The sequence below is a fragment of the Mycolicibacterium chengduense genome (genome assembly GCF_033741155.1).
Taxonomy (GTDB): Bacteria; Actinomycetota; Actinomycetes; order Mycobacteriales; family Mycobacteriaceae; genus Mycobacterium.
In genome coordinates this window covers 132,910-151,249 of the sequence record NZ_JAWQNH010000004.1, presented here as the reverse complement: position 1 = coordinate 151,249, position 18,340 = coordinate 132,910, and the positions used below count along the sequence as shown (strand labels likewise).

19 protein-coding genes, 1 tRNA gene and 1 riboswitch are annotated in these 18,340 nt (G+C 68.6%); of the genes, 10 read left to right on the top strand and 10 right to left on the bottom strand.

Annotated elements, in window-relative coordinates:
* Nucleotides 1-60 precede the first annotated feature (60 nt).
* The 3 genes from SBI67_RS15790 to aceE all read right to left on the bottom strand — a co-directional run bounded on the left by SBI67_RS15790 (nucleotide 61) and on the right by aceE (nucleotide 5,274).
* Entirely contained in the window at nucleotides 61-966 is a 906-nt protein-coding gene (locus SBI67_RS15790; protein WP_318981472.1) for an ACP S-malonyltransferase, read from the bottom strand.
* 128 nt (nucleotides 967-1,094) lie between these two features.
* Complete coding sequence (locus tag SBI67_RS15785) at nucleotides 1,095-2,381, bottom strand: PucR family transcriptional regulator (protein WP_318981471.1); 1,287 nt, start codon at nucleotides 2,379-2,381, stop codon at nucleotides 1,095-1,097.
* Nucleotides 2,382-2,484: 103 nt separating this feature from the next.
* Nucleotides 2,485-5,274 (bottom strand): pyruvate dehydrogenase (acetyl-transferring), homodimeric type, encoded by a 2,790-nt coding sequence (gene aceE, locus SBI67_RS15780; protein ID WP_318981470.1) that lies wholly within the window; start codon nucleotides 5,272-5,274, stop codon nucleotides 2,485-2,487.
* Nucleotides 5,275-5,430: 156 nt separating this feature from the next.
* On the opposite strand from aceE, the gene SBI67_RS15775 reads away from it, so the two are divergent.
* The 4 genes from SBI67_RS15775 to SBI67_RS15760 all read left to right on the top strand — a co-directional run bounded on the left by SBI67_RS15775 (nucleotide 5,431) and on the right by SBI67_RS15760 (nucleotide 7,098).
* Nucleotides 5,431-6,015, top strand: coding sequence for an Rv2240c family protein (locus SBI67_RS15775; RefSeq protein WP_318981469.1), 585 nt, complete (start codon nucleotides 5,431-5,433; stop codon nucleotides 6,013-6,015).
* An 84-nt stretch (nucleotides 6,016-6,099) separates the two neighbouring features.
* Complete coding sequence (locus SBI67_RS15770; RefSeq protein ID WP_318981468.1) at nucleotides 6,100-6,531, top strand: DUF3052 domain-containing protein; 432 nt, start codon at nucleotides 6,100-6,102, stop codon at nucleotides 6,529-6,531.
* Nucleotides 6,532-6,990 carry a peroxiredoxin gene (locus tag SBI67_RS15765; protein ID WP_318981467.1) on the top strand — a complete coding sequence of 153 codons (459 nt, stop codon included), beginning with the start codon at nucleotides 6,532-6,534 and terminating at the stop codon, nucleotides 6,988-6,990.
* A gap of 36 nt (nucleotides 6,991-7,026) precedes the next feature.
* A tRNA-Val gene (locus tag SBI67_RS15760) sits at nucleotides 7,027-7,098 on the top strand.
* 6 nt (nucleotides 7,099-7,104) lie between these two features.
* Here the strand turns inward: SBI67_RS15760 and SBI67_RS15755 are convergent.
* Nucleotides 7,105-8,487: an L-serine ammonia-lyase gene (locus SBI67_RS15755; RefSeq protein WP_318981466.1), complete on the bottom strand. Its 1,383-nt coding sequence runs from the start codon at nucleotides 8,485-8,487 to the stop codon at nucleotides 7,105-7,107.
* Between the two features lie 102 nt (nucleotides 8,488-8,589).
* Nucleotides 8,590-8,695: riboswitch (glycine riboswitch) on the bottom strand.
* Between the two features lie 166 nt (nucleotides 8,696-8,861).
* The gene (locus SBI67_RS15750) at nucleotides 8,862-9,227 is read right to left on the bottom strand and encodes a DUF6319 family protein (RefSeq protein ID WP_318981465.1); all 366 of its coding nucleotides are present in this window, start codon (nucleotides 9,225-9,227) and stop codon (nucleotides 8,862-8,864) included.
* Between the two features lie 109 nt (nucleotides 9,228-9,336).
* Between SBI67_RS15750 and SBI67_RS15745 the strand changes: the two genes are divergently transcribed.
* The gene (locus SBI67_RS15745; RefSeq protein WP_318981464.1) at nucleotides 9,337-10,200 is read left to right on the top strand and encodes an alpha/beta fold hydrolase; all 864 of its coding nucleotides are present in this window, start codon (nucleotides 9,337-9,339) and stop codon (nucleotides 10,198-10,200) included.
* Here SBI67_RS15745 and SBI67_RS15740 read toward each other — a convergent pair whose 3' ends face one another.
* Both SBI67_RS15740 and SBI67_RS15735 read right to left on the bottom strand, forming a co-directional pair.
* Nucleotides 10,201-10,596, bottom strand: a complete 396-nt coding sequence (locus tag SBI67_RS15740) for a VOC family protein (RefSeq protein ID WP_318981463.1) — start codon at nucleotides 10,594-10,596, stop codon at nucleotides 10,201-10,203.
* 12 nt (nucleotides 10,597-10,608) lie between these two features.
* Nucleotides 10,609-11,436: an oxygenase MpaB family protein gene (locus SBI67_RS15735; RefSeq protein WP_318981462.1), complete on the bottom strand. Its 828-nt coding sequence runs from the start codon at nucleotides 11,434-11,436 to the stop codon at nucleotides 10,609-10,611.
* Nucleotides 11,437-11,491: 55 nt separating this feature from the next.
* Here SBI67_RS15735 and SBI67_RS15730 point away from each other — a divergent pair, with 55 nt between their 5' ends.
* A complete protein-coding gene (locus SBI67_RS15730; protein WP_413232497.1) occupies nucleotides 11,492-12,463 on the top strand; it encodes a cobalamin biosynthesis protein in 972 nt (323 codons plus the stop codon).
* On the opposite strand, the gene SBI67_RS15725 is transcribed toward SBI67_RS15730, so the two are convergent.
* Genes SBI67_RS15725 through SBI67_RS15715 form a run of 3 tightly spaced genes read right to left on the bottom strand, consistent with a single transcriptional unit; the run spans nucleotide 12,408 to nucleotide 14,360 of the window.
* Nucleotides 12,408-13,229 carry an SURF1 family cytochrome oxidase biogenesis protein gene (locus SBI67_RS15725; RefSeq protein WP_318981460.1) on the bottom strand — a complete coding sequence of 274 codons (822 nt, stop codon included), beginning with the start codon at nucleotides 13,227-13,229 and terminating at the stop codon, nucleotides 12,408-12,410. The two genes, SBI67_RS15730 and SBI67_RS15725, sit on opposite strands and share 56 nt — an antisense overlap.
* Nucleotides 13,226-13,708 carry a low molecular weight protein-tyrosine-phosphatase gene (locus SBI67_RS15720; RefSeq protein WP_318981459.1) on the bottom strand — a complete coding sequence of 161 codons (483 nt, stop codon included), beginning with the start codon at nucleotides 13,706-13,708 and terminating at the stop codon, nucleotides 13,226-13,228. The genes SBI67_RS15725 and SBI67_RS15720 overlap by 4 nt, the downstream gene beginning before the upstream one ends.
* The gene (locus tag SBI67_RS15715; RefSeq protein WP_318981458.1) at nucleotides 13,701-14,360 is read right to left on the bottom strand and encodes an HAD-IA family hydrolase; all 660 of its coding nucleotides are present in this window, start codon (nucleotides 14,358-14,360) and stop codon (nucleotides 13,701-13,703) included. The genes SBI67_RS15720 and SBI67_RS15715 overlap by 8 nt, the downstream gene beginning before the upstream one ends.
* A 10-nt stretch (nucleotides 14,361-14,370) precedes the next feature.
* Here SBI67_RS15715 and cobC point away from each other — a divergent pair, with 10 nt between their 5' ends.
* The 4 genes from cobC to SBI67_RS15695 are packed head-to-tail and all read left to right on the top strand — an operon-like array spanning nucleotide 14,371 to nucleotide 18,336.
* Complete coding sequence (gene cobC / locus SBI67_RS15710; RefSeq protein WP_318981457.1) at nucleotides 14,371-15,420, top strand: Rv2231c family histidinol phosphate aminotransferase CobC; 1,050 nt, start codon at nucleotides 14,371-14,373, stop codon at nucleotides 15,418-15,420.
* Entirely contained in the window at nucleotides 15,417-16,544 is a 1,128-nt protein-coding gene (locus tag SBI67_RS15705) for a Nif3-like dinuclear metal center hexameric protein (RefSeq protein WP_318981456.1), read from the top strand. Before cobC ends, SBI67_RS15705 begins: the two co-directional genes overlap by 4 nt.
* Nucleotides 16,544-17,272 carry a zinc ribbon domain-containing protein gene (locus SBI67_RS15700; protein WP_318981455.1) on the top strand — a complete coding sequence of 243 codons (729 nt, stop codon included), beginning with the start codon at nucleotides 16,544-16,546 and terminating at the stop codon, nucleotides 17,270-17,272. The genes SBI67_RS15705 and SBI67_RS15700 overlap by 1 nt, the downstream gene beginning before the upstream one ends.
* Nucleotides 17,269-18,336, top strand: a complete 1,068-nt coding sequence (locus tag SBI67_RS15695; RefSeq protein WP_318981454.1) for a bifunctional RNase H/acid phosphatase — start codon at nucleotides 17,269-17,271, stop codon at nucleotides 18,334-18,336. Before SBI67_RS15700 ends, SBI67_RS15695 begins: the two co-directional genes overlap by 4 nt.
* Nucleotides 18,337-18,340: the final 4 nt, after the last annotated feature.

Here is an 18,340-nt window from a genome sequence, read left to right as displayed (position 1 = left end):
GGTTACTTCACTCCGGCGGTCGGAGTGTCGGGTGGAACGACTTCGGGTTGGAACAACCGGTCAGAGCTCGGCGAGCCCGTCCAGGTCTGAGGGGGCCTTCACCGCATGTGTCGGTGTGCCCTTCAGCTCTCGTTTGGCGATACCGACGAGCGTCCCGGCGGGCGGGAACTCGACGATCGCCCTCACCTGCAGACCCCGCAGGGTCTCGTTGCACAGGTCCCAGCGCACGGGCCGGGTCATCTGCGCAACCAGCTTGGTCATCGCGTCGGCCGCATCGGCGACGGGCTTGCCGTCGGCGTTGGACAGCAGCGTCGCGGTCGGTTCGGCGGTCGGCACCTGCGCGGCCGCGGCGGCGTAGCCCTCGGCGGCGGGGGCCATGTAGTGGGTATGGAAGGCGCCGGCGGTGGCCAGCACCCGGACCCGGGCCTTGGCCGGCGGATCCTCGGCCAGCTTCTCCAGCGCGGCGATCGCACCGGCGGCCACGATCTGGCCGGCGGCGTTGCGGTTGGCCGGGATCAGGTCCAGCGATTCCAGGCGGGCGAGTACCTCGCCCTCGTCGCCACCGAGCACGGCGGCCATCCCGGTGGGCTCCAGCGCACAGGCCTTGGCCATCTCGGCGCCGCGGGTGGCGGCCAGTTTGATCGCGTCGTCGGGGGAGATGACACCGGCGATTGCGTACGCGGCGATCTCACCGACCGAGTGACCGGCAACGGCGGTCTCTTCGGTGATCAGGTTGCGCTTGGCCAGCTCCTCGTGGGCCAGCAGCGTGGCGGCCACGACCAGAGGCTGGGTCACCGCGGTGTCGGTGATCTCCTCGGCGGTGGCGGTGGTGCCCAGCCGGGCCAGGTCCAGCCCGGCGATCTCCGACCACGCGGCGAGGCGCTCGGCCGCGCCGGGCAGCTCGAGCCACGCGGAGAGCATGCCGGGGGTCTGGGATCCCTGTCCGGGAGCGAGCAATGCAAGCACGGGATTAAGAAAACACTGTGGACTCGTCTCCGCGCCGTGTAAGAGATTATGAACCTTGTCTTATTCTTTTGTGGAGTTTCTACAAAAGAGCACGTGATGCGACCCTACCGAGACCACTTCGCGATCTGTCACGTCGGAATCTGGCTCGCCACGTTCGCGAAATGGCTGCCCTGCGGCCACGTTGTACTGCTGATTGACCCCGTGAAGTGGCCTGCGTCACGCCGCAGTCGGCCGACCGTGGTGGCGACCCGCAGAACGTAGGCATCGCGGGGCACCGTCGGATCCCGACCGGTGAAGTCGGCGATCCGTTTGAGCCGGTAGCGCACGGTGTTTGGATGAACGAACAATTGACGGGCACACGCTTCGATCGCGCCCCCGGAATCCAGGTAGGCGTCCAGCGTTTCGGTCAGCGCGGGGCCGGCGTCGGCCAGCGGCCGCATCACCTCGGTTTCCAGGGCGGTGAGGGCCAGTGCGTCGCCCATCAGCGCCCGCTCGGGCAGCAGTTCCCGGGACGACACCGGTCGCGGCGCACCGCCCCATCCGGTGACCGCGCGCATGCCCGAAATCGCCTCGGATGCGCTGCGGTACAAGGTGGTTAGAGTCGGCGCGGTCGGGCCGATCACCACCGGGCCGTCGGCGAACACGCTCATCAGGTCGGCCAGGAACCGGTCGGTGGGCGACAGCGATCCGGACACGATGGTCACCAGCCAGGTGCCGTGCACGTCGGACAGGGCGGTGCGGCCGTTGCGTAGCGCCACGTCGTGCACGTCGCCGCTGGCCAGGTCGATCCGGTCCGGGTGCGGATAGCCCACGATCACCGTCGCCGGCGCAGTCGCGTCCCAGTTCAATGCCGCCGCCTGGGATTGCAGGGCCGGGCCGGTATCCCCGCGGACCACGGCGTCGACGATATTGGCCTCCATCCGGGTGTCCCAGGCCCCGCGGGCCTCGGCGGCGTCGGCGTAGGCGGTGGCGGCCGCGAACGCCAGGTCCCGGCTGTAGCGCAGGATGCCCGCGGTCAGCGCGCTGAGTTGTTCGTCGGTGCGGGCCAGTAGCGGCACCACCTCTTCGAAGAACTCCATGGTGACCCGCACCATCTCGACGGTGTGCCGCAGCGCGATCCGCCGGCGCAGATCTTGCGGGACGACGTCGAAGGCCTGGGCGGTGTAGCTGACGTCGCTGGTGGGGTCACGCATCCACTCGACGAAGTTGACCACCGCGGTCTGCACCACCAGGTGCACGCTGGCCCGTTGGGAAGCTTCCAGGTCGGCGAAGAACGGTAGGCGCTCTTCCAGCGCGTGCACGGCCTCGGTGGCGAGCCGGCCCGAATACTGCTTGAGCCGGCGCAAGGCGGAATCCGGCACCGTCTGCAGCACGCCCAGCGTGGACGGCGGCGGGACGGTGCGTTTGTCGGGCATCTCTAAAATCTACGCCGGTGCTTTGTAAGAGACGCCCCGCGGTTTGTGCGGTGTCACACGCAACGCGCCGGGCGAGGCGTATGACACCGCACAAACAACCGGTCTAGGCGCTGCCGGTGTCGACGAACGACACCTCGGCCGCGGCCACGTCGTCGATGCGGTACTGCTTGGCCGCCGCGATGGCCACCGACGGATCGATTTCACCGTCGCGGGCCAGCGCCTCCAGCACCGCCACCACCACCGACTCGGCATCGGTGTTGAAGTACCGCCGGGCGGCCGGGCGGGTGTCGGAGAAGCCGAACCCGTCGGTGCCCAGCGTGACGTAGGTGCCGGGCACCCAGGGGCGGATCTGCTCGGGCACTGCCCGCATCCAGTCCGACACCGCGACGACGGGGCCGGCCGTCTGCGCCAGCGCCTGGGTGACGTAGGCGGTCGGGGCCGGCTGGTCGGGATGGCGCAGCCGCTGCTTCTCCACCGCCACGCCGTCGCGGTTGAGCTCGCCCCAGCTGGTCACCGACCAGACGTCGGCGGCCACATCCCATTCGGCGGCCAGCAGGTCGGCCGCGCGCAGGGCCTCGGGCATGGCGACACCCGAGGCCAGGATCTGCGCCGTGCTGGTGCGCTTCTCGGTGGCCGCCCGGTACCGGTACATGCCCTTGAGCAGGCCTTCGGGATCGAAGTTCGCCGGTTCGGCGGGCTGGACATACGGCTCGTTGTAGATCGTGATGTAGAAGAAGACGTTCTCCGGGTCCTCGCCGTACATCCGCTTGAGGCCGCTCTCGATGATGTAGGCGATCTCGTAGGCGAACGCCGGGTCGTAGGTGACGGCGGCCGGGTTGGTCGAGGCGAGCAGCAGCGAATGCCCGTCGGCGTGCTGCAGCCCCTCACCGGTCAGCGTGGTGCGTCCGGCGGTGGCGCCGAGCACGAAGCCCTTGGCCATCTGGTCGGCGGCTGCCCACAGTCCGTCACCGGTGCGCTGGAACCCGAACATCGAATAGAAGATGTAGATCGGGATCATGGGCACGTTGTGGGTGGCGTAGGACGTCCCGACGGCGGTGAACGACGACGTCGACCCCGCCTCGTTGATGCCCTCGTGCAGGATCTGGCCGATCTCAGATTCCTTGTAGGCCAACATCAATTCGGAATCCACCGCGGTGTAGAGCTGCCCGTTGCGGTTGTAGATCTTCAGGCTGGGGAACCACGAGTCCATGCCGAAGGTGCGTGCCTCGTCCGGGATGATCGGGACCAGTCGGGGCCCGATTTCCTTGTCCCGCAACAGTTCCTTGAAGGTGCGCACGGTCGCCATGGTGGTGGCCACGGCCTGGGTGCCAGAGCCCTTCTTCAGCGGCTTGTAGGTGTCGCTGCCCGGCAGGCTCAGCGCTTTGGTCCTGGTGCGGCGTTCGGGGACGAATCCGCCCAGGGTGCGCCGGCGATCCAGCAGGTAGCGGATCTCCGGGGCGTTGGGCCCGGGGTGGTAGTACGGCGGCAGGTACGGGTTCTCTTCGAGCTGGGCATCGCTGATCGGCACCCGCGTGACGTCACGGAAGCCCTTGAGGTCTTGCAGCGCAAGTTTTTTCATCTGGTGCGTGGCGTTGCGGCCCTCGAAGTGCTGGCCGAGGGTGTAGCCCTTGATGGTCTTGGCCAGGATGATCGTCGGCTGACCCTTGTGCTCCATCGCGGCCCGGTAGGCGGCATAGAGTTTGCGGTAGTCGTGGCCGCCCCGCTTGAGATTCCAGATCTCGGTGTCGGTCATCGGTTCCACCAGCGCCTTGGTGCGCGGGTCGCGGCCGAAGAAGTGGTCGCGCACGTAGGCGCCGTCGTTGGCCTTGTAGGTCTGGTAGTCCCCGTCGGGGGTGGTGTTCATCAGGTTCACCAGGGCGCCGTCGCGGTCGGCGTGCAGCAGCGCGTCCCACTCGCGGCCCCACACCACCTTGATGACGTTCCAGCCGGCGCCGCGGAAGAACGATTCCAGTTCCTGGATGATCTTGCCGTTGCCGCGCACCGGACCGTCCAGGCGCTGCAGGTTGCAGTTCACCACGAAGGTCAGGTTGTCCAGTGCCTCGTTGGCGGCCACCTGGATCAGGCCGCGGCTCTCCGGCTCGTCCATCTCGCCGTCGCCCAGGAAGGCCCACACGTGCTGATCGGAGGTGTCCTTGATCCCGCGGTCGTGCAGGTAGTGGTTGAACCGGGCCTGGTAGATGGCGTTCATCGGGCCCAGGCCCATCGACACCGTGGGGAACTCCCAGAAGTCGGGCATCAGGCGGGGGTGCGGGTAGGAGGGCAGACCGCCGCCGGCGTGGCTGTGCTCTTGGCGGAAGCCGTCCAACTGGTTGGCCGTCAGCCGGCCCTCGAGGAAGGCGCGGGCGTAGATGCCGGGGGAGGCGTGCCCCTGGATGAAGATCTGGTCGCCGCCGCCGGGATGGGATTTGCCGCGGAAGAAGTGGTTGAACCCGACTTCGTACAGCGACGCCGACGACGCGTAGGTCGAAATGTGGCCGCCCACACCGACTCCCGGTCGCTGCGCACGGTGCACCATGATGGCCGCGTTCCAGCGGATCCAGGCCCGGTAGCGCCGCTCGACATCTTCGTCGCCGGGGAACCAGGGTTCCAGTTCGGTGGGGATGGTGTTGACGTAGTCGGTGGACGTCAGGGCGGGGATGGCGACGCGCTTCTCCCGTGATCGCTCCAGCAGGCGCAACATCAGATAGCGCGCGCGGGCGGATCCGTGCCGTTCGAGCATGTCGTCGAACGACTCCAGCCATTCGGCCGTTTCGTCTGGATCGATGTCTGGTAGATAGGAGGCAACGCCTTCGCGGATCACTCGGACCCGGTCGGGTTCGCCTGCGTTACCGGAGTTTTGGGCCAGGTCTTGGCGCGCGAACTCGGTGGTCAACTGCGGCTCCTTGGTTAACGGTGCTTCGTAGTGCGGTGCTTGTGGCGATCACTATCGTGCCTCTATCGTGCCGCAGATCACCGAGCAGGGTGTCCTACTGCTGAGTAACCAAATGATCCGGCGATCGCTGGTCCGAACCGGTAACGTCTGGCAGCAATGCTGAACAGTGGTTGGGGGTCTGCGGCGCTGATGCGGGTACGTGTCGGCGCCCTGGTCGTGGGTTGGCTGGCCGTGCTCGGGATGATCGTCGTCGGGTGCACCAGCGAGACCAGCGGTACCGCCACGGTGAACAAGGCCGACGCGCCCGTCTACCGGGCCTCGGTGTCGGCGTCGGCGGCCGAATCGGCGGAGAGCTCCAGCTCGAAGGAGTCGGAGCGGCAGAAGTCGATCACCACCGGCGCGATCCACACCTCGTGTGAGGCGCTGAGCTCCAGCAGCGTGGACTCCATCACGGCGGTGAACACCTACGTCGGCGCGTACAACGAGAACGGTGACGTGGCGGGCGCCGCGCAACCGGCCATCGACGCGCTCAACCACAGCGCCGATCTGGTGGAGCGCAGTCTGTCCGACCCGCTGGGCCCGGCGCTGAAGGGCGCGCTGACCGAGTGGGTGAGCGCCGCACGGGCGGTGGCCTCGGCAATTGCCGGTGATGTGGGGCCCGATGCCTTCAACGATGCGGTGGGCAAGCTGAACGACGCAAAGACGGCTGCGCTGGACATGTGCGATGCGGCATATCGATAAACCTTGCCGCCAAGACTCGGCCTCGGGCCTCCGGCGTGCGAATATAGGCCGAGCGCACTCGAAACGGCTTAAGGAGGACTGACGGTGGTCGCCGCGGGGACGGACTCTGACCCGAACTACGCCCGCAAACTGGGCATCGAGAAGGATCAGGTCGTCCAGGAATTGGGGTGGGACGAAGACACCGACGACGATATCCGGGCCGATATCGAGGACGCCTGTGGTGGCGAACTCCTCGACGAGGACTCCGATGAGGTCGTCGACGTGGTGTTGTTGTGGTGGCGCGACGACGACGGTGATCTGGTGGACCGGCTGATGGACGCCATCACCCCGCTGGCCGACGACGGCGTCATCTGGGTGGTCACGCCCAAGACGGGTAAGCCCGGGCACGTCCAGCCCGCCGAGATCGCCGAGTCGGCGCCGACCGCCGGTCTGATGCAGACCTCGTCGGCGAATCTGGGTGACTGGATCGCCAGCCGGTTGGTGCAGCCGAAATCCAAAGCCGCCGGTCGGCGCTGAGTGATCGAGGTCGGCGCGCCCGCGCCGGACTTCACCCTGAAAAACCAGCACGGCCGGCCGGTGACCTTGTCGGGGCTGCGGGACCGCAGCGTGCTGCTGGTGTTCTTCCCATTGGCGTTCACCCCGATCTGCGCGGGTGAGCTGGGGGAGATCCAGGCGCATCCCGACGTGTACGACACGCCCGACACCGTCACCCTGGCCATCTCGGTGGGGCCGCCGCCGACACACAAGGTGTGGGCGCAGCAGAGCGGCTTCACGTTCGACTTGTTGTCCGACTTCTGGCCGCACGGTGCGGTCGCGTCGGCGTACGGCGTGTTCAACGCCGAGTCCGGTTTCGCCGACCGCGGCACCTTCGCGATCGACCGGTCCGGCATCATCCGGTTCGCCGAGTGCAAACAGCCAGGTGAGATGCGTGACGCCGCGGTCTGGCGGGACGCGCTGGCGGCGCTGCGGATTTAGTACTGACCAGCGCGGGCGTGTAGCGTGCCTGCGACGGGGCGCGTAGCTCAGTGGTAGAGCTCTGGTTTTACACACCAGCGGTCGGCGGTTCGATACCGTCCGCGCCCACTCTGATCAGCATTCGACGACGTTGACCGCGACGTTGACGGCAAGGCCGCCGGTGGCGGTTTCTTTGTACTTGTTGCTCATGTCCATGCCCGTGGTCCGCATCGTTTCGATCACCTGGTCCAGGGAGACGCGGTGGGTGCCGTCGCCGCGCAGGGCCATCCGGGCGGCGTTGATGGCCTTGCCCGCCGAGATCGCGTTGCGTTCGATGCAGGGGATCTGCACCAGGCCGCCGATGGGATCGCAGGTCAGTCCCAAGCTGTGCTCCATCGCGATCTCGGCGGCATTCTCGACTTGACGCGTTGTGCCGCCGAGGATCTCGGCCAGGGCGCCGGCGGCCATCGAGGCTGCGGACCCCACTTCGCCCTGGCATCCCACCTCGGCTCCGGAGATGGAGGCACGCTCTTTGTAGAGCGAGCCGATCGCCCCGGCCGTCAGCAGGAAGCGGATGGCGGTGTCGTCGGGATCGGCCATGCCCGCCCGGGTGTAGTGCGTGGCGTAGTGCAGCACGGCGGGGATGATGCCGGCCGCACCGTTGGTGGGTGCGGTGACGATGCGCCCGCCGGAGGCGTTTTCCTCGTTGACGGCCAGGGCGATCAGATTGACCCAATCCTCGGCGAAGGCGACGTCGCGCTCGGGGTCTTCGGCGGCCAGCCGGCTGTGCCACTCGTGTGCGCGCCGCGGCACCCGCAGATTGCCTGGCAGATACCCCTGCTGGCTGATGCCGCGTTGCGCACACGCGACCATCACATCCCGCAGGTGCAGAAGATCGTGGTGGACCTGGTCACGCGTGCGGGAGGTGAGCTCGTAGCGCAGCATCACCTCGCTGATGCGGCAGTCAAGTTGATCGGCCAATGCCAGCAGCTCGGCGGCGCTGTGAAAGGACCCCGGTGGCGGCGCGACATCGGATCGGTCAGGGGGTTGGTCCCCGGTGACGATGAAACCGCCGCCCACCGAGTAGTACGTCTCGGCGTACAGCGGGTGCCCGGGTGACTCGTATGCGGTGAGGGTCATGGCGTTGGGGTGGCGCGGCAGCACGGTTTCCGGGTGCAGGTCGAAGTCGGATTCGGTCAAGGCGATTCTGGTGATGCCACCGAGTGTGATGGTGCCTTCGGTGCGCATCTGGGCCAGCCGTCGCTCGGCGTGATCCGGTTCGACGGTGTCGGGCCACAGTCCTTCCAAGCCGAGCAGGATCGCCGGGAAGGTGCGGTGTCCGGCGCCGGTGGCGGCCAGGGACCCGAATACCGCGACGCGTACTTCGGTCACTTCGGTCAACGACGCACGGCCGGCGAGGTCGGTGACGAACTGCGCTGCGGCGCGCATGGGCCCCACGGTGTGCGAGCTGGAGGGGCCGATGCCCACCGTGAAGAGGTCGAAAACGCTGATGGTCATGAGCGCTCAGCTCTGAGATGGCTTGTGGTGAGCCGGTTTCGAGAGGGCACGAGGTGACTCCGATTCGTCGAGTCCACGAGGGGTGGGCTTCGAGTGGTGACACCTCCCCGCTCTGTCCTGTTACCTGAGAGTTTGACGCGTTGCCGCGCTTTCACCTTCGGCAAGTGCCCGGTGTGGCTCACCGACACTGTTCTCCAGAGTTGCCTCGACGCAACGGTATTGGGCCTGAGAGTTTCTCGGGGAGGAGATTGCTCCTACGGCGCCTCCGATGGGGAGGTTCTCCCGCTGCGTGTCGACGGCGTATTGACTTGTGATGTGGGGGACTATACGCGCGAACCTCGTATGAGGCAGCGTGTCCGAGCCTGACGCCGGGCTCAGTCCAACTCCGCCAGCGCCCGCCGAGCCGCCTCCAACTCGGCCTCCAACGCCGCCACCTTCGCGGCCTGCTGGACGCGCGCCTCTTCGATGACCTCGTCGATCGGGGTGGCCAGATCTTCGTGCAGTTCCTTGGCGGCGCGGGATACCGCGGCTGCGGCCACGGCGAGGTCGCGGGCCAGGTAGGTGCCGCCCTGCTTGAGTTCGGCGCGCCACTCGCCGTCTGCGGTACCGGTGACGGTGAGGGTCAGCTCCAGCGTCTTGGCCTTCCGCTTGGCCGCCTTCTTCGGAGCGGGCTCGATGGCCGGCTCGGGTTGCGGCGACGTAGCGGCAGGCGGGGCAAGAGTGTCTACGGTCATCGTCATGACGGCTATTAGAACACACGTTCGACCGGTGCTGCCGGAGGCGTGCGTACGTGTTGCCCACGCAACTTACCGATCAGTAGGGTTGGGGTGGAGCGAACAGGAGCTGCCTATGGCTGAAACCAAGTTCATCGACATCCACGGCGCCCGTCAGGCCGTCCTCGACGAGGGCGAAGGCGACGAAGTTCTCTTGCTGATCCACGGCATGGCCGGCAGTGCGCACACCTGGCGCGACATCCTTCCGCAACTGGCCAAGAAGTACCGGGTCATCGCACCGGACCTGCTTGGGCACGGGCAGTCGTCTAAGCCCCGCACCGACTACTCGCTGGGCGCGTTCGCCGTCGGCCTGCGCGATCTGCTCGACGAGCTCGGCGTGCCGTCGGCCACGGTGGTCGGGCATTCGCTGGGCGGCGGCGTGGCCATGCAGTTCCTCTATCAGCATCCCGACTACTGCCGCCGCCTCGCGCTGATCAGCAGTGGCGGCCTCGGTCCCGACGTCGGCTGGATCTTGCGGCTGCTGGCCGCCCCCGGCGCCGAGCTCATCATGCCGGTGATCGCGCCAAGCCCGGTGCTGCGCGCCGGAAACGCGGTGCGCTCATGGTTGAGTTCGGCCGGTCTACGATCGCCGCGCGGCGCGGAGATCTGGAACGCCTACTCCTCCTTCAGCGACCGCGAGACCCGTGAGGCGTTCCTGCGCACCCTGCGGTCGGTGGTCGACTACCGCGGTCAGTCCGTCAGCGCGCTCAACCGGCTGAACCTGCGCGAAGGACTGCCCGTGCTGGCCATCTGGGGCGACGAAGACAGCATCATCCCGGTCGAGCACGCTTACTCGGCGTTGGACGCCCGGCCGGACTGCCGACTCGAAGTCTTGCCCGGCGTGGGCCATTTCGCCCAGGTCGAGCAGCCGGCCCGGGTGATCGAGCTGCTCGACGAGTTCATCGCCACGACCCAGCCGGCCGACCAGACCCGAAGCTGATCACTCCGGCGGCGCGAAGAACTCCAACGCGATACCGTCCGGGTCCCGGAAACTCAGGCCCGACCCGTAGTGTGCGTCGACGATGCCACCGTGGGCGATACCGAGCTCATCGAGCTTGCTGACCCACGTCTGCAACTCCGCGCGCGACGCGCAGCCGAACCCGACATGGTCCAGCCCGGCCCGGAATTCGGTGAACTCACCCGGCTCGATTCCGCGCTCGTGCTGGTGGATGCCGAACAGCGTGCCGCCGTCCAACACCCACACCAGATGCCGGAAACCGGCGTCGGTCTGCTCGTCGAGCAGCGGGTCGAATCCGATCAACGCGCGGTACCACGGCCCGCTGACGCCGATATCGTGCACCGTGACCGCCACATGGTTCAGTGCCGGAAATGACATGACTTTCCCCTTTCACACCACCGGTTTTCCCAGCCGCGCCCGCACCCGCATATCCCACAGGTACAGCCGGTAGCCGAACGTCCAGACCTCCCGCGGCACGATCCGGTCGGCGGCGCGCAACCCGACCAGCAACAGGGCGAACCGGCGCTGGTCGTCCGGAGTCCAGTCCAGCTTCATCAGCGCCCGGAACGAACTGGGCAGAAAACCCTTGGTGGCGAACAACATCGGCGGCCCGGCCAATTGCCGCAGCGGCGACGGCAAGAACGCCACCGACGCCACCCCGTACAGGTGCGCACGCACCGGCTCGTCGACCCGCAGGTCGTCGAGGGTCCGCTTCCAGTACTCGTCGAAAGCCGCCCGGTCCGGCGGCCACATCTCGGCACGCACCTGCAATGTGGTGCCCAAGGTTCGGGCATCGGCATAGACGGCGTCGGCGGAGTCGTCGTCGAGTGGTCCGTACAGGAACTCGTGCTGGTCGACGAAATACCGGTACAGACACGCCGCCACCCACAGCTGCAGCTTCGGGTCGAAAGCGTTGTAGCGCACGGGGCTCGACTCGGTGGACCGGACGCGGGCGTGCACGCGGTCCACCTCGGAGCGGATCAGCGCCCGATCGGCATCGGTGCCGCAGGTGGCCGCCGCGAGGTAGGTGCCCGTGGTGCGGGCCCTCTTGAACGGGTGCAGGTAGACATTGCCGCTGTCGACCGGGCTCTCCACCACGCCGTAGCCCACGCCCGGCAGTGACAGCTGCATGATGACGTTGGCCGCCGGGGCCAGCGCGGCGACCGGGTTGAGAAGGTCGATGACGCGGCGCGGGCGCCGCGGTGGTCCCAGTCTCATGTCGTGAGTACAGCACCTTGTGAGGCGTGCGGGCGCGGGAACCGACGAGGCAATTATGCTGCCCGTCGTGTCTGGACACACTGCCCGTGCGGCCGGCCTGGCCGCCGGCTATTTCGCCGACCTGTGGTGGGCCGATCCCCAGCGCGCCCACCCGGTGGCCGCGTTCGGGACGCTCGCCGCCACGCTGGAGAAACGGACGTACGCCGACAGCAGGGCGGCCGGCGTCGCGCACACGGCCATGTTGTTGGGCGGGCTGGCCGCGATCGGCGTCGTCGCCGAGAAAGTCGCGGCGCGGCGCGGGCCGGTATGGACCTTCACCGTCACCACGGTCAGCACCTGGGTGGTGCTGGGCGGCACCTCACTGGCCCGCACCGGCGCGCAGATGGCCGACCGGCTCGGCAGCGCGGATGTCGACGGGGCCAGGGATCTGCTGCCGTCGCTGTGCGGCCGCGACCCCGCGGCGCTGGACGCCGACGGCCTGGCGCGCGCCGCGCTGGAATCGGTGGCCGAGAACACCTCCGATGCGCAGGTCGCTCCGATTCTGTGGGGCGCGGTGGCCGGGGTGCCCGGATTGCTGGTGTATCGCGGCGCCAACACCCTCGACGCGATGATCGGGCACCATTCGCCGCGGTACGAGCGATTCGGTTGGGCGGCAGCGCGTTTCGACGACACGGTCAACTACGTCGGGGCGCGGGTGACCGGGCTGTGCGCCGTCGCGGCCTCCGGGGCGCCTTCGGCTACCTGGCGGGCTTGGCGGCGTGACGCCAAGAAACATCCCAGCCCGAATGCCGGGGTAGCCGAGGCGTCCTTCGCCGGCGCGCTGGGTGTGCAGTTGGGCGGGGCGACTCAGTACGCGCACCGACTGGAGATGCGTCCCACGCTCGGCGACGGCCCACCGCCGCGGGTGCACGATCTGCGGCGCGCCGTCCGGCTGTCCCGCGGGGTACAGGCGCTGGCCACCGCAGTCGCGGTCAGCGTCGCCGCCCGTACCGGTCGGCGAGCTTCTCCTCGGCGGTCTGCGGCGTAGCGTCCGGCGTCTCGGGGGCCGCGGCCTTTTCCCGCCGGCGGGCCTTCACCTCGGCGACGATGAAGTACCCCAGGCCGATCGGCGCGATGATGCCGAAGGCGATCCACTGGATGCCATAGGACAGGAACGGCCCGGCGTCCAGATGGGGCAGCGGGATGACGCCGAGGCCGCCGGGCTGCTTGTCCACCAATTGCAAGTAGGACCCGGCCAACGGCACACCGGTCACCTGTGACACCTGGCCCGGGTTGATCGAATACACCTGCTGCGCACCGTCGGCCCGGAACGGTTCCTTACCCAGCGCGACGGGCTCGGCATCGCGCAGCCGTGCCTCGATGCTCACCGTCCCGCCCGGCGGAGCGGCGAACCCCGGCAGCGCCGTGCCCTGTTCCGGTTTGACGTAACCCCGATCTACCAGCACCGTCGGCCCATGGTCGACCGCGAACGGGGTCAACACCTCATACGCCGGGTCACCGTCGACCGACCGCAGCCGGGCCACCACCTGCGCCTCGGGCAGATACCGCCCGGTGGCCGTCACCCGGTGCCACTGCTGATCCGGGGCCGACGAATCCTGGTGGGGCAGAACGCTGGTCAATGGCACCGGGTCGGCGGACAGCGACGCGGCGATCTGCGAGTTCTCCCGCGAGGTCCTGGTGTTCTTGCCCAGTTGCCACGGGGCCAGCACCGTGAAACACAACCAGGCGAACGCCAGCACCACGACGAACAACGCCAGCCACTGCGGCCGGATCAGGAACGCCCAGCGCTTCATTGCTCGGCCAGCCTCTTGTCGACCCATTCGTGCAGCCCGGCCAGCGACGCGTCGATGACGTCGAACACATCCTGGAAGTCGGGCAGCGATCCGTAGTACGGGTCCTCGACGTCGAGGGCGTAGGCCGCCGAACGCGGATCGAACGATCGCATCATCCGAAGCCGCTCGGCGGGCACCCCCATGTCCTTGAGCATCCGGGCGTGGTTGCGGCCCATCGCGATCACCATGTCGGCGGCCAGATGGTGTTCGTCGATCTGGGTGGCCCGATGCGAGGTCGGGTAACCGTGCTGGCGCAGCACTTGGTTGGTGCGGTGGTCGGCAGGCTCGCCGGCATGCCAGCCGCCGGTGCCCGCACTGGTCACCAACACCACGTCGGCCAGGCCGCGTTCGGCGATCTGATGGGCGAACATCTTCTCGGCCATCGGGGACCGGCAGATATTGCCCGAGCAGATGAACGTGATGTGCAGGGCGCTAGACACCCAGCACCTCCCGCAGATCCGCCATGGTCTCCACCCGGTGCAGCGGGGCCGGGGCGTCGGGTCCGTCGAAATCGGCGCCGCCGTAACCCCAGCCGACGACGACGGTGTTGATGCCGTGCTGACCGGCGCCCTCCACGTCATGGGAACGGTCACCGATCATCAGCACCCGCTCGGGCAGCGGGCTCAACTGTGCCAGTGCGTGGGCGACCACGTCGGCCTTGGCGGCGCGGGTGCCGTCCGAACTCGCGCCGGCGATCACCTCGAAATAGCCGTCCAGGCCGAAGTGGGCCAGGATGCGCTTGGCGGTGATCTCCGCCTTCGACGTGGCGACGGCCAGCCGCACGCCCGCGGCGCGCAGATCGGCCAGCAGGTCCGGGATGCCGTCGAACAGGCTGTTCATCGCCCAGCCGCGGGTGGTGTAGTCGGCGCGGTAGGCGGTGATGGCCTCGTCGACGCGGTCGCCCAGACCCATCGTGGACAGCGTGTGATGCATCGGCGGCCCGACGATCCGGCCGGCCAGGTCTCCGTCCGGCACCGGGACGCCGACGGTGTCCAGCGCGTACCGGAAGCTGGCGACGATCCCGTCGGCAGAGTCGGTGAGGGTTCCGTCGAGGTCGAAGAGCACCAGCTGGGGCAGACGTGTCACCCTCATATTGTCGCCGATGTACCTGTGCTCCCGGGCGGCGCACTACTGTCGTGCTGTGGTTCATGGGGTTCGGCAGGCGGCGCGCTATCACGGCGATCAGGCCGTCGAGCCCGGGATGCTGGATTTCGCCGTGAACGTCCGCGGGTCTGGACCGCCGTCCTGGCTGGTGAAAAGGCTGAGCGCGCGCCTGGGTGAGCTGGGCCACTATCCGTCCGCGGCCGACACCGATCGAGCCGTGCGGGCGGTCGCCGAGCGGCACCGGCGCGGCGTCGACGAGGTCGCGCTGCTGGCCGGCGGGGCCGAGGGGTTCGCGCTGCTGCCCAACCTGGCTCCCAGACTCGCCGCGCTGATCGCGCCGTCGTTCACCGAACCCGAGGCCGTGCTGAGTGCCGCGGGTATCCCTGTCGAGCACGTCGTGTTGGCGCCGCCGTTCACCCTGTCCGACGTCCGCGTGCCCGAGGCCGCCGACCTGGTGGTCGTCGGCAACCCGACCAATCCCACCTCGGTGCTGCACCCGGTCGACCAGATCCTGGCGCTGCGCCGCCCGGGCCGCATCGTGGTGGTGGACGAGGCGTTCGCCGATGCGATCCCCGGCGAACCGGAGTCGATGGCCGCGCTGGCGCTGCCCGATGTGCTGGTGCTGCGCAGTCTGACCAAGACATGGGCGCTGGCGGGCCTGCGGGTCGGTTACGCGCTGGGGGTGCCGGAGGTGCTGGAACGGATGACGGCTCGGCGCGCGCACTGGCCCTTGGGCACGCTGCAGCTGGAAGCCGTGACGGCATGCTGCGCGCCCGAGGCGGTGGCCGAGGCCCAGGCCGGTGCGCAACGGCTGGCGGCGCTGCGCGCCGAGATGGTGGCCGGACTGCGCGCGGCCGGTGTCGAGGTGGTCGACGGCCACGCCCCGTTCGTGCTGCTGCGCGTCGCCGACGCCGAGTTGACCCGGAAGAAGTTGGACGCCAAGGGAATCGCGGTGCGTCGCTGCGATACGTTCGTGGGACTGGACGGTGAGTATCTGCGGGCCGCGGTGCGTCCGGAGTGGCCGCTGCTGGTGGAGGGCCTGCGTTGAGCGTGCGACTGTCCGATGTGATCGAGGTGCTCGATACCGCGTATCCACCTGCCTTGGCCCATGATTGGGACTCGGTGGGGTTGGTGTGCGGGGACCCGTCCGAACCGGTGACCTCGGTGACCGTCGCGGTGGACGCCACCGCCGAAGTGGTCGACGAGGTCCCCGACGGCGGGCTGCTGCTGGCGCACCATCCGCTGCTGCTGCGCGGTGTCGACACCGTGGCGGCCAGCACCGCGAAGGGGGCGTTGATCCACCGGCTGATCCGGTCGGGCCGGTCGCTGTTCACCGCGCACACCAATGCCGACGCCGCGTCGCCCGGCGTCTCCGATGCCCTGGCCTCGGCGCTCGGTCTGGAGGTGTCCGACGTGCTGGCGCCGGCCGAGGCCCGCGCCGATCTGGACAAATGGGTGGTCTTCGTTCCGGCGGGTGATGCTGAGAGCCTGCGGGTTTCGCTGTTCGCGGCCGGTGCCGGGCAGATCGGCGACTACTCCTGCTGCAGCTGGAGTGTCGGCGGCACCGGGCAGTTCCTGCCGCTCGACGGTGCCATCCCGGCCATCGGCACGGTGGGCACGGTGGAGCAGGTGGCCGAGGATCGCGTCGAGGTGATCGCGCCGGCGGCGCGCCGCGCGGCGGTCCTGGCGGCGCTGCGCGCAGCACATCCCTACGAGGAGCCCGCCTTCGACGTGTTCGCTTTGGCGCCGTTGCCGTCCGGTGTCGGGATCGGCCGCATCGCCACCCTGCCCGAGCCGGAATCGTTGGCGGCCTTCGTTTCTCGCGTGCGAAACAGGCTGCCGGCGACCTCGTGGGGTGTACGGGCGGCCGGTGACCCGGAAGCGCTGGTGTCCCGGGTGGCCGTCTGCGGGGGAGCGGGAGATTCGCTGCTGGACGTGGTGGCTCGCACCGACGCCCAGGTCTACCTGACGGCGGACCTGCGCCACCATCCGGCCGACGAGCATCGCCGCAAGCACGGCACCGCCTTGGTGGACGTGGCGCACTGGGCCAGTGAATACCCCTGGTGCAGCCAGGCGGCCGCGCTGCTCGCCGATCGTTTCGGGCAGGAACTTCCGGTGCGCGTGAGCACGGTGCGCACCGATCCTTGGAATATCGATGAAGGACATCTGTGATGAAAGCTGCACTCACCCAACAGCGTTCGCTGCTGACCCTGGCTGAGCTGGATGCGGAGCTGGGCCGGGTCGAGCACCGGGCCCGTAACCTGGCCGAACAGCAGGAACTCGACAAGGTACAGGCCGAGCACCGCGCCGCCAATGATCAGCTCGCCGTGCTGGGCATCGCCGTGGAGGACCTGGACGGCCAGGTGGCCAAGCTGGAGAGCGAGATCGACGGGGTCCGGCAGCGCGAGGACCGGGACCGGGCTCTGCTAGACGGTGGGTCGGTGAACCCCAAGCAGCTCGCGGAGTTGCAGCACGAACTAGAAACGCTGCAACGCCGCCAGTCCGCGCTGGAGGATTCGATGCTGGAGATCATGGAGCGCCGGGAAGCGTTGCAGGCCCAGCAGTCCGAGCAGCTCGCCCGTATCGACGCGCTGCAGAACGAGTTGTCGGCCGCCCAGCGGGCACGCGATGAAGCCCTGGTCGCCATCGACCAGGCCCGCCAGGTCGGTGCCCTGCGTCGCACCGAGCTGACATCCACGTTGGAACCCGACTTGGTCGCCATGTACGAGAAGCAGCGCGCCAAGGGCGGTCCGGGCGCCGGCCTGTTGCAGGGCAAGCGCTGCGGTGCCTGCCGCATCGAGATCGACCGCGGTGAGATGGCCCGCATCTCCGCCGCTGACGACGACGACGTGCTGCGCTGCCCGGAGTGCGGGGCGATCCTGTTGCGGATCAGGCCGTGAAGGTCGTCGTAGAAGCCGACGGCGGCTCCCGCGGCAATCCGGGGCCGGCCGGCTACGGGGCGGTCGTGTTCAGCGCCGACCGGTCGACGATGCTGGCCGAACGCAAGCAGTCCATCGGGCTGGCGACCAACAACGTTGCCGAATACCGCGGACTGATCGCAGGGTTGGAGGCGGCCGCCGAGGTCGGTGCCACCGAGGTGGCGGTGTTCATGGACTCCAAACTGGTGGTCGAGCAGATGTCGGGCCGGTGGCGCGTCAAACACCCCGACCTGCTGGAGCTGCACCGCGAGGCCGGCCAGGCGGCGCGGCGATTCACCTCGGTGAGCTACGAATGGATTCCCCGGGACCGCAATTCGCACGCCGACCGGTTGGCCAACGAGGCGATGGACGCGGCGCTGGATCCGCCCGCCGAGAAGCCGGCGGCGCCCGGCTGGACCGGTGCCCGCGGCGAACCCACCCGACTGCTGCTGCTGAGGCACGGCCAGACCGAGCTGTCGGTGCATCGCCGCTACTCGGGCCGCGGCAACCCGCCGCTGACCGAACTCGGCCGCACCCAGGCCGACGCGGCGGCGCGCTACGTCGGCGAGCAGGGCGGCGTGGCAGCCGTCATCTCCTCACCGCTGCAACGGGCTTATGAGACCGCGGCCGCGGCCGCGAAGGTGCTGGGTCTGGACGTCACCGTCGACGACGATCTCATCGAGACCGATTTCGGAGCCTGGGAGGGCCTGACGTTCGGGGAAGCGGCCCAACGGGATCCGGACTTGCACGGACGCTGGCTACGCGACACCAGCGTCACACCGCCCGACGGCGAGAGTTTCGACGCCGTCGCGCGGCGGGTGCGCAGCGCCAAGGATCGGATCGTCGCCGAGCATGCCGGGTCGACGGTGCTGCTGGTATCGCACGTGACGCCGATCAAGACACTGCTGCGACTTGCCTTGGACGGCAACGCCGGAATCCTCTACCGGTTGCACCTGGATCTGGCGTCGCTGAGCGTGGCCGAGTTCTACCCGGACGGGCTGGCCTCGGTGCGTCTGGTCAATCAGACGGCGTACCTGCCCGGGTAGGTCT

Excerpts from the sequence above, each read along its gene's own strand:
- SBI67_RS15725 (WP_318981460.1), bottom strand. The coding sequence starts at position 13,229 with ATGAAGCGCTGGGCGTTCCTGATCCGGCCGCAGTGGCTGGCGTTGTTC.
- SBI67_RS15700 (WP_318981455.1), top strand. The coding sequence starts at position 16,544 with ATGAAAGCTGCACTCACCCAACAGCGTTCGCTGCTGACCCTGGCTGAG.
- SBI67_RS15715 (WP_318981458.1), bottom strand. The coding sequence starts at position 14,360 with ATGAGGGTGACACGTCTGCCCCAGCTGGTGCTCTTCGACCTCGACGGA.
- SBI67_RS15730 (WP_413232497.1), top strand. The coding sequence starts at position 11,492 with ATGCTGCCCGTCGTGTCTGGACACACTGCCCGTGCGGCCGGCCTGGCC.
- cobC (WP_318981457.1), top strand. The coding sequence starts at position 14,371 with ATGTACCTGTGCTCCCGGGCGGCGCACTACTGTCGTGCTGTGGTTCAT.
- SBI67_RS15750 (WP_318981465.1), bottom strand. The coding sequence starts at position 9,227 with ATGACGATGACCGTAGACACTCTTGCCCCGCCTGCCGCTACGTCGCCG.
- SBI67_RS15735 (WP_318981462.1), bottom strand. The coding sequence starts at position 11,436 with ATGAGACTGGGACCACCGCGGCGCCCGCGCCGCGTCATCGACCTTCTC.
- SBI67_RS15755 (WP_318981466.1), bottom strand. The coding sequence starts at position 8,487 with ATGACCATCAGCGTTTTCGACCTCTTCACGGTGGGCATCGGCCCCTCC.
- SBI67_RS15775 (WP_318981469.1), top strand. The coding sequence starts at position 5,431 with ATGCTGAACAGTGGTTGGGGGTCTGCGGCGCTGATGCGGGTACGTGTC.
- SBI67_RS15745 (WP_318981464.1), top strand. The coding sequence starts at position 9,337 with ATGGCTGAAACCAAGTTCATCGACATCCACGGCGCCCGTCAGGCCGTC.
- SBI67_RS15785 (WP_318981471.1), bottom strand. The coding sequence starts at position 2,381 with ATGCCCGACAAACGCACCGTCCCGCCGCCGTCCACGCTGGGCGTGCTG.
- SBI67_RS15740 (WP_318981463.1), bottom strand. The coding sequence starts at position 10,596 with ATGTCATTTCCGGCACTGAACCATGTGGCGGTCACGGTGCACGATATC.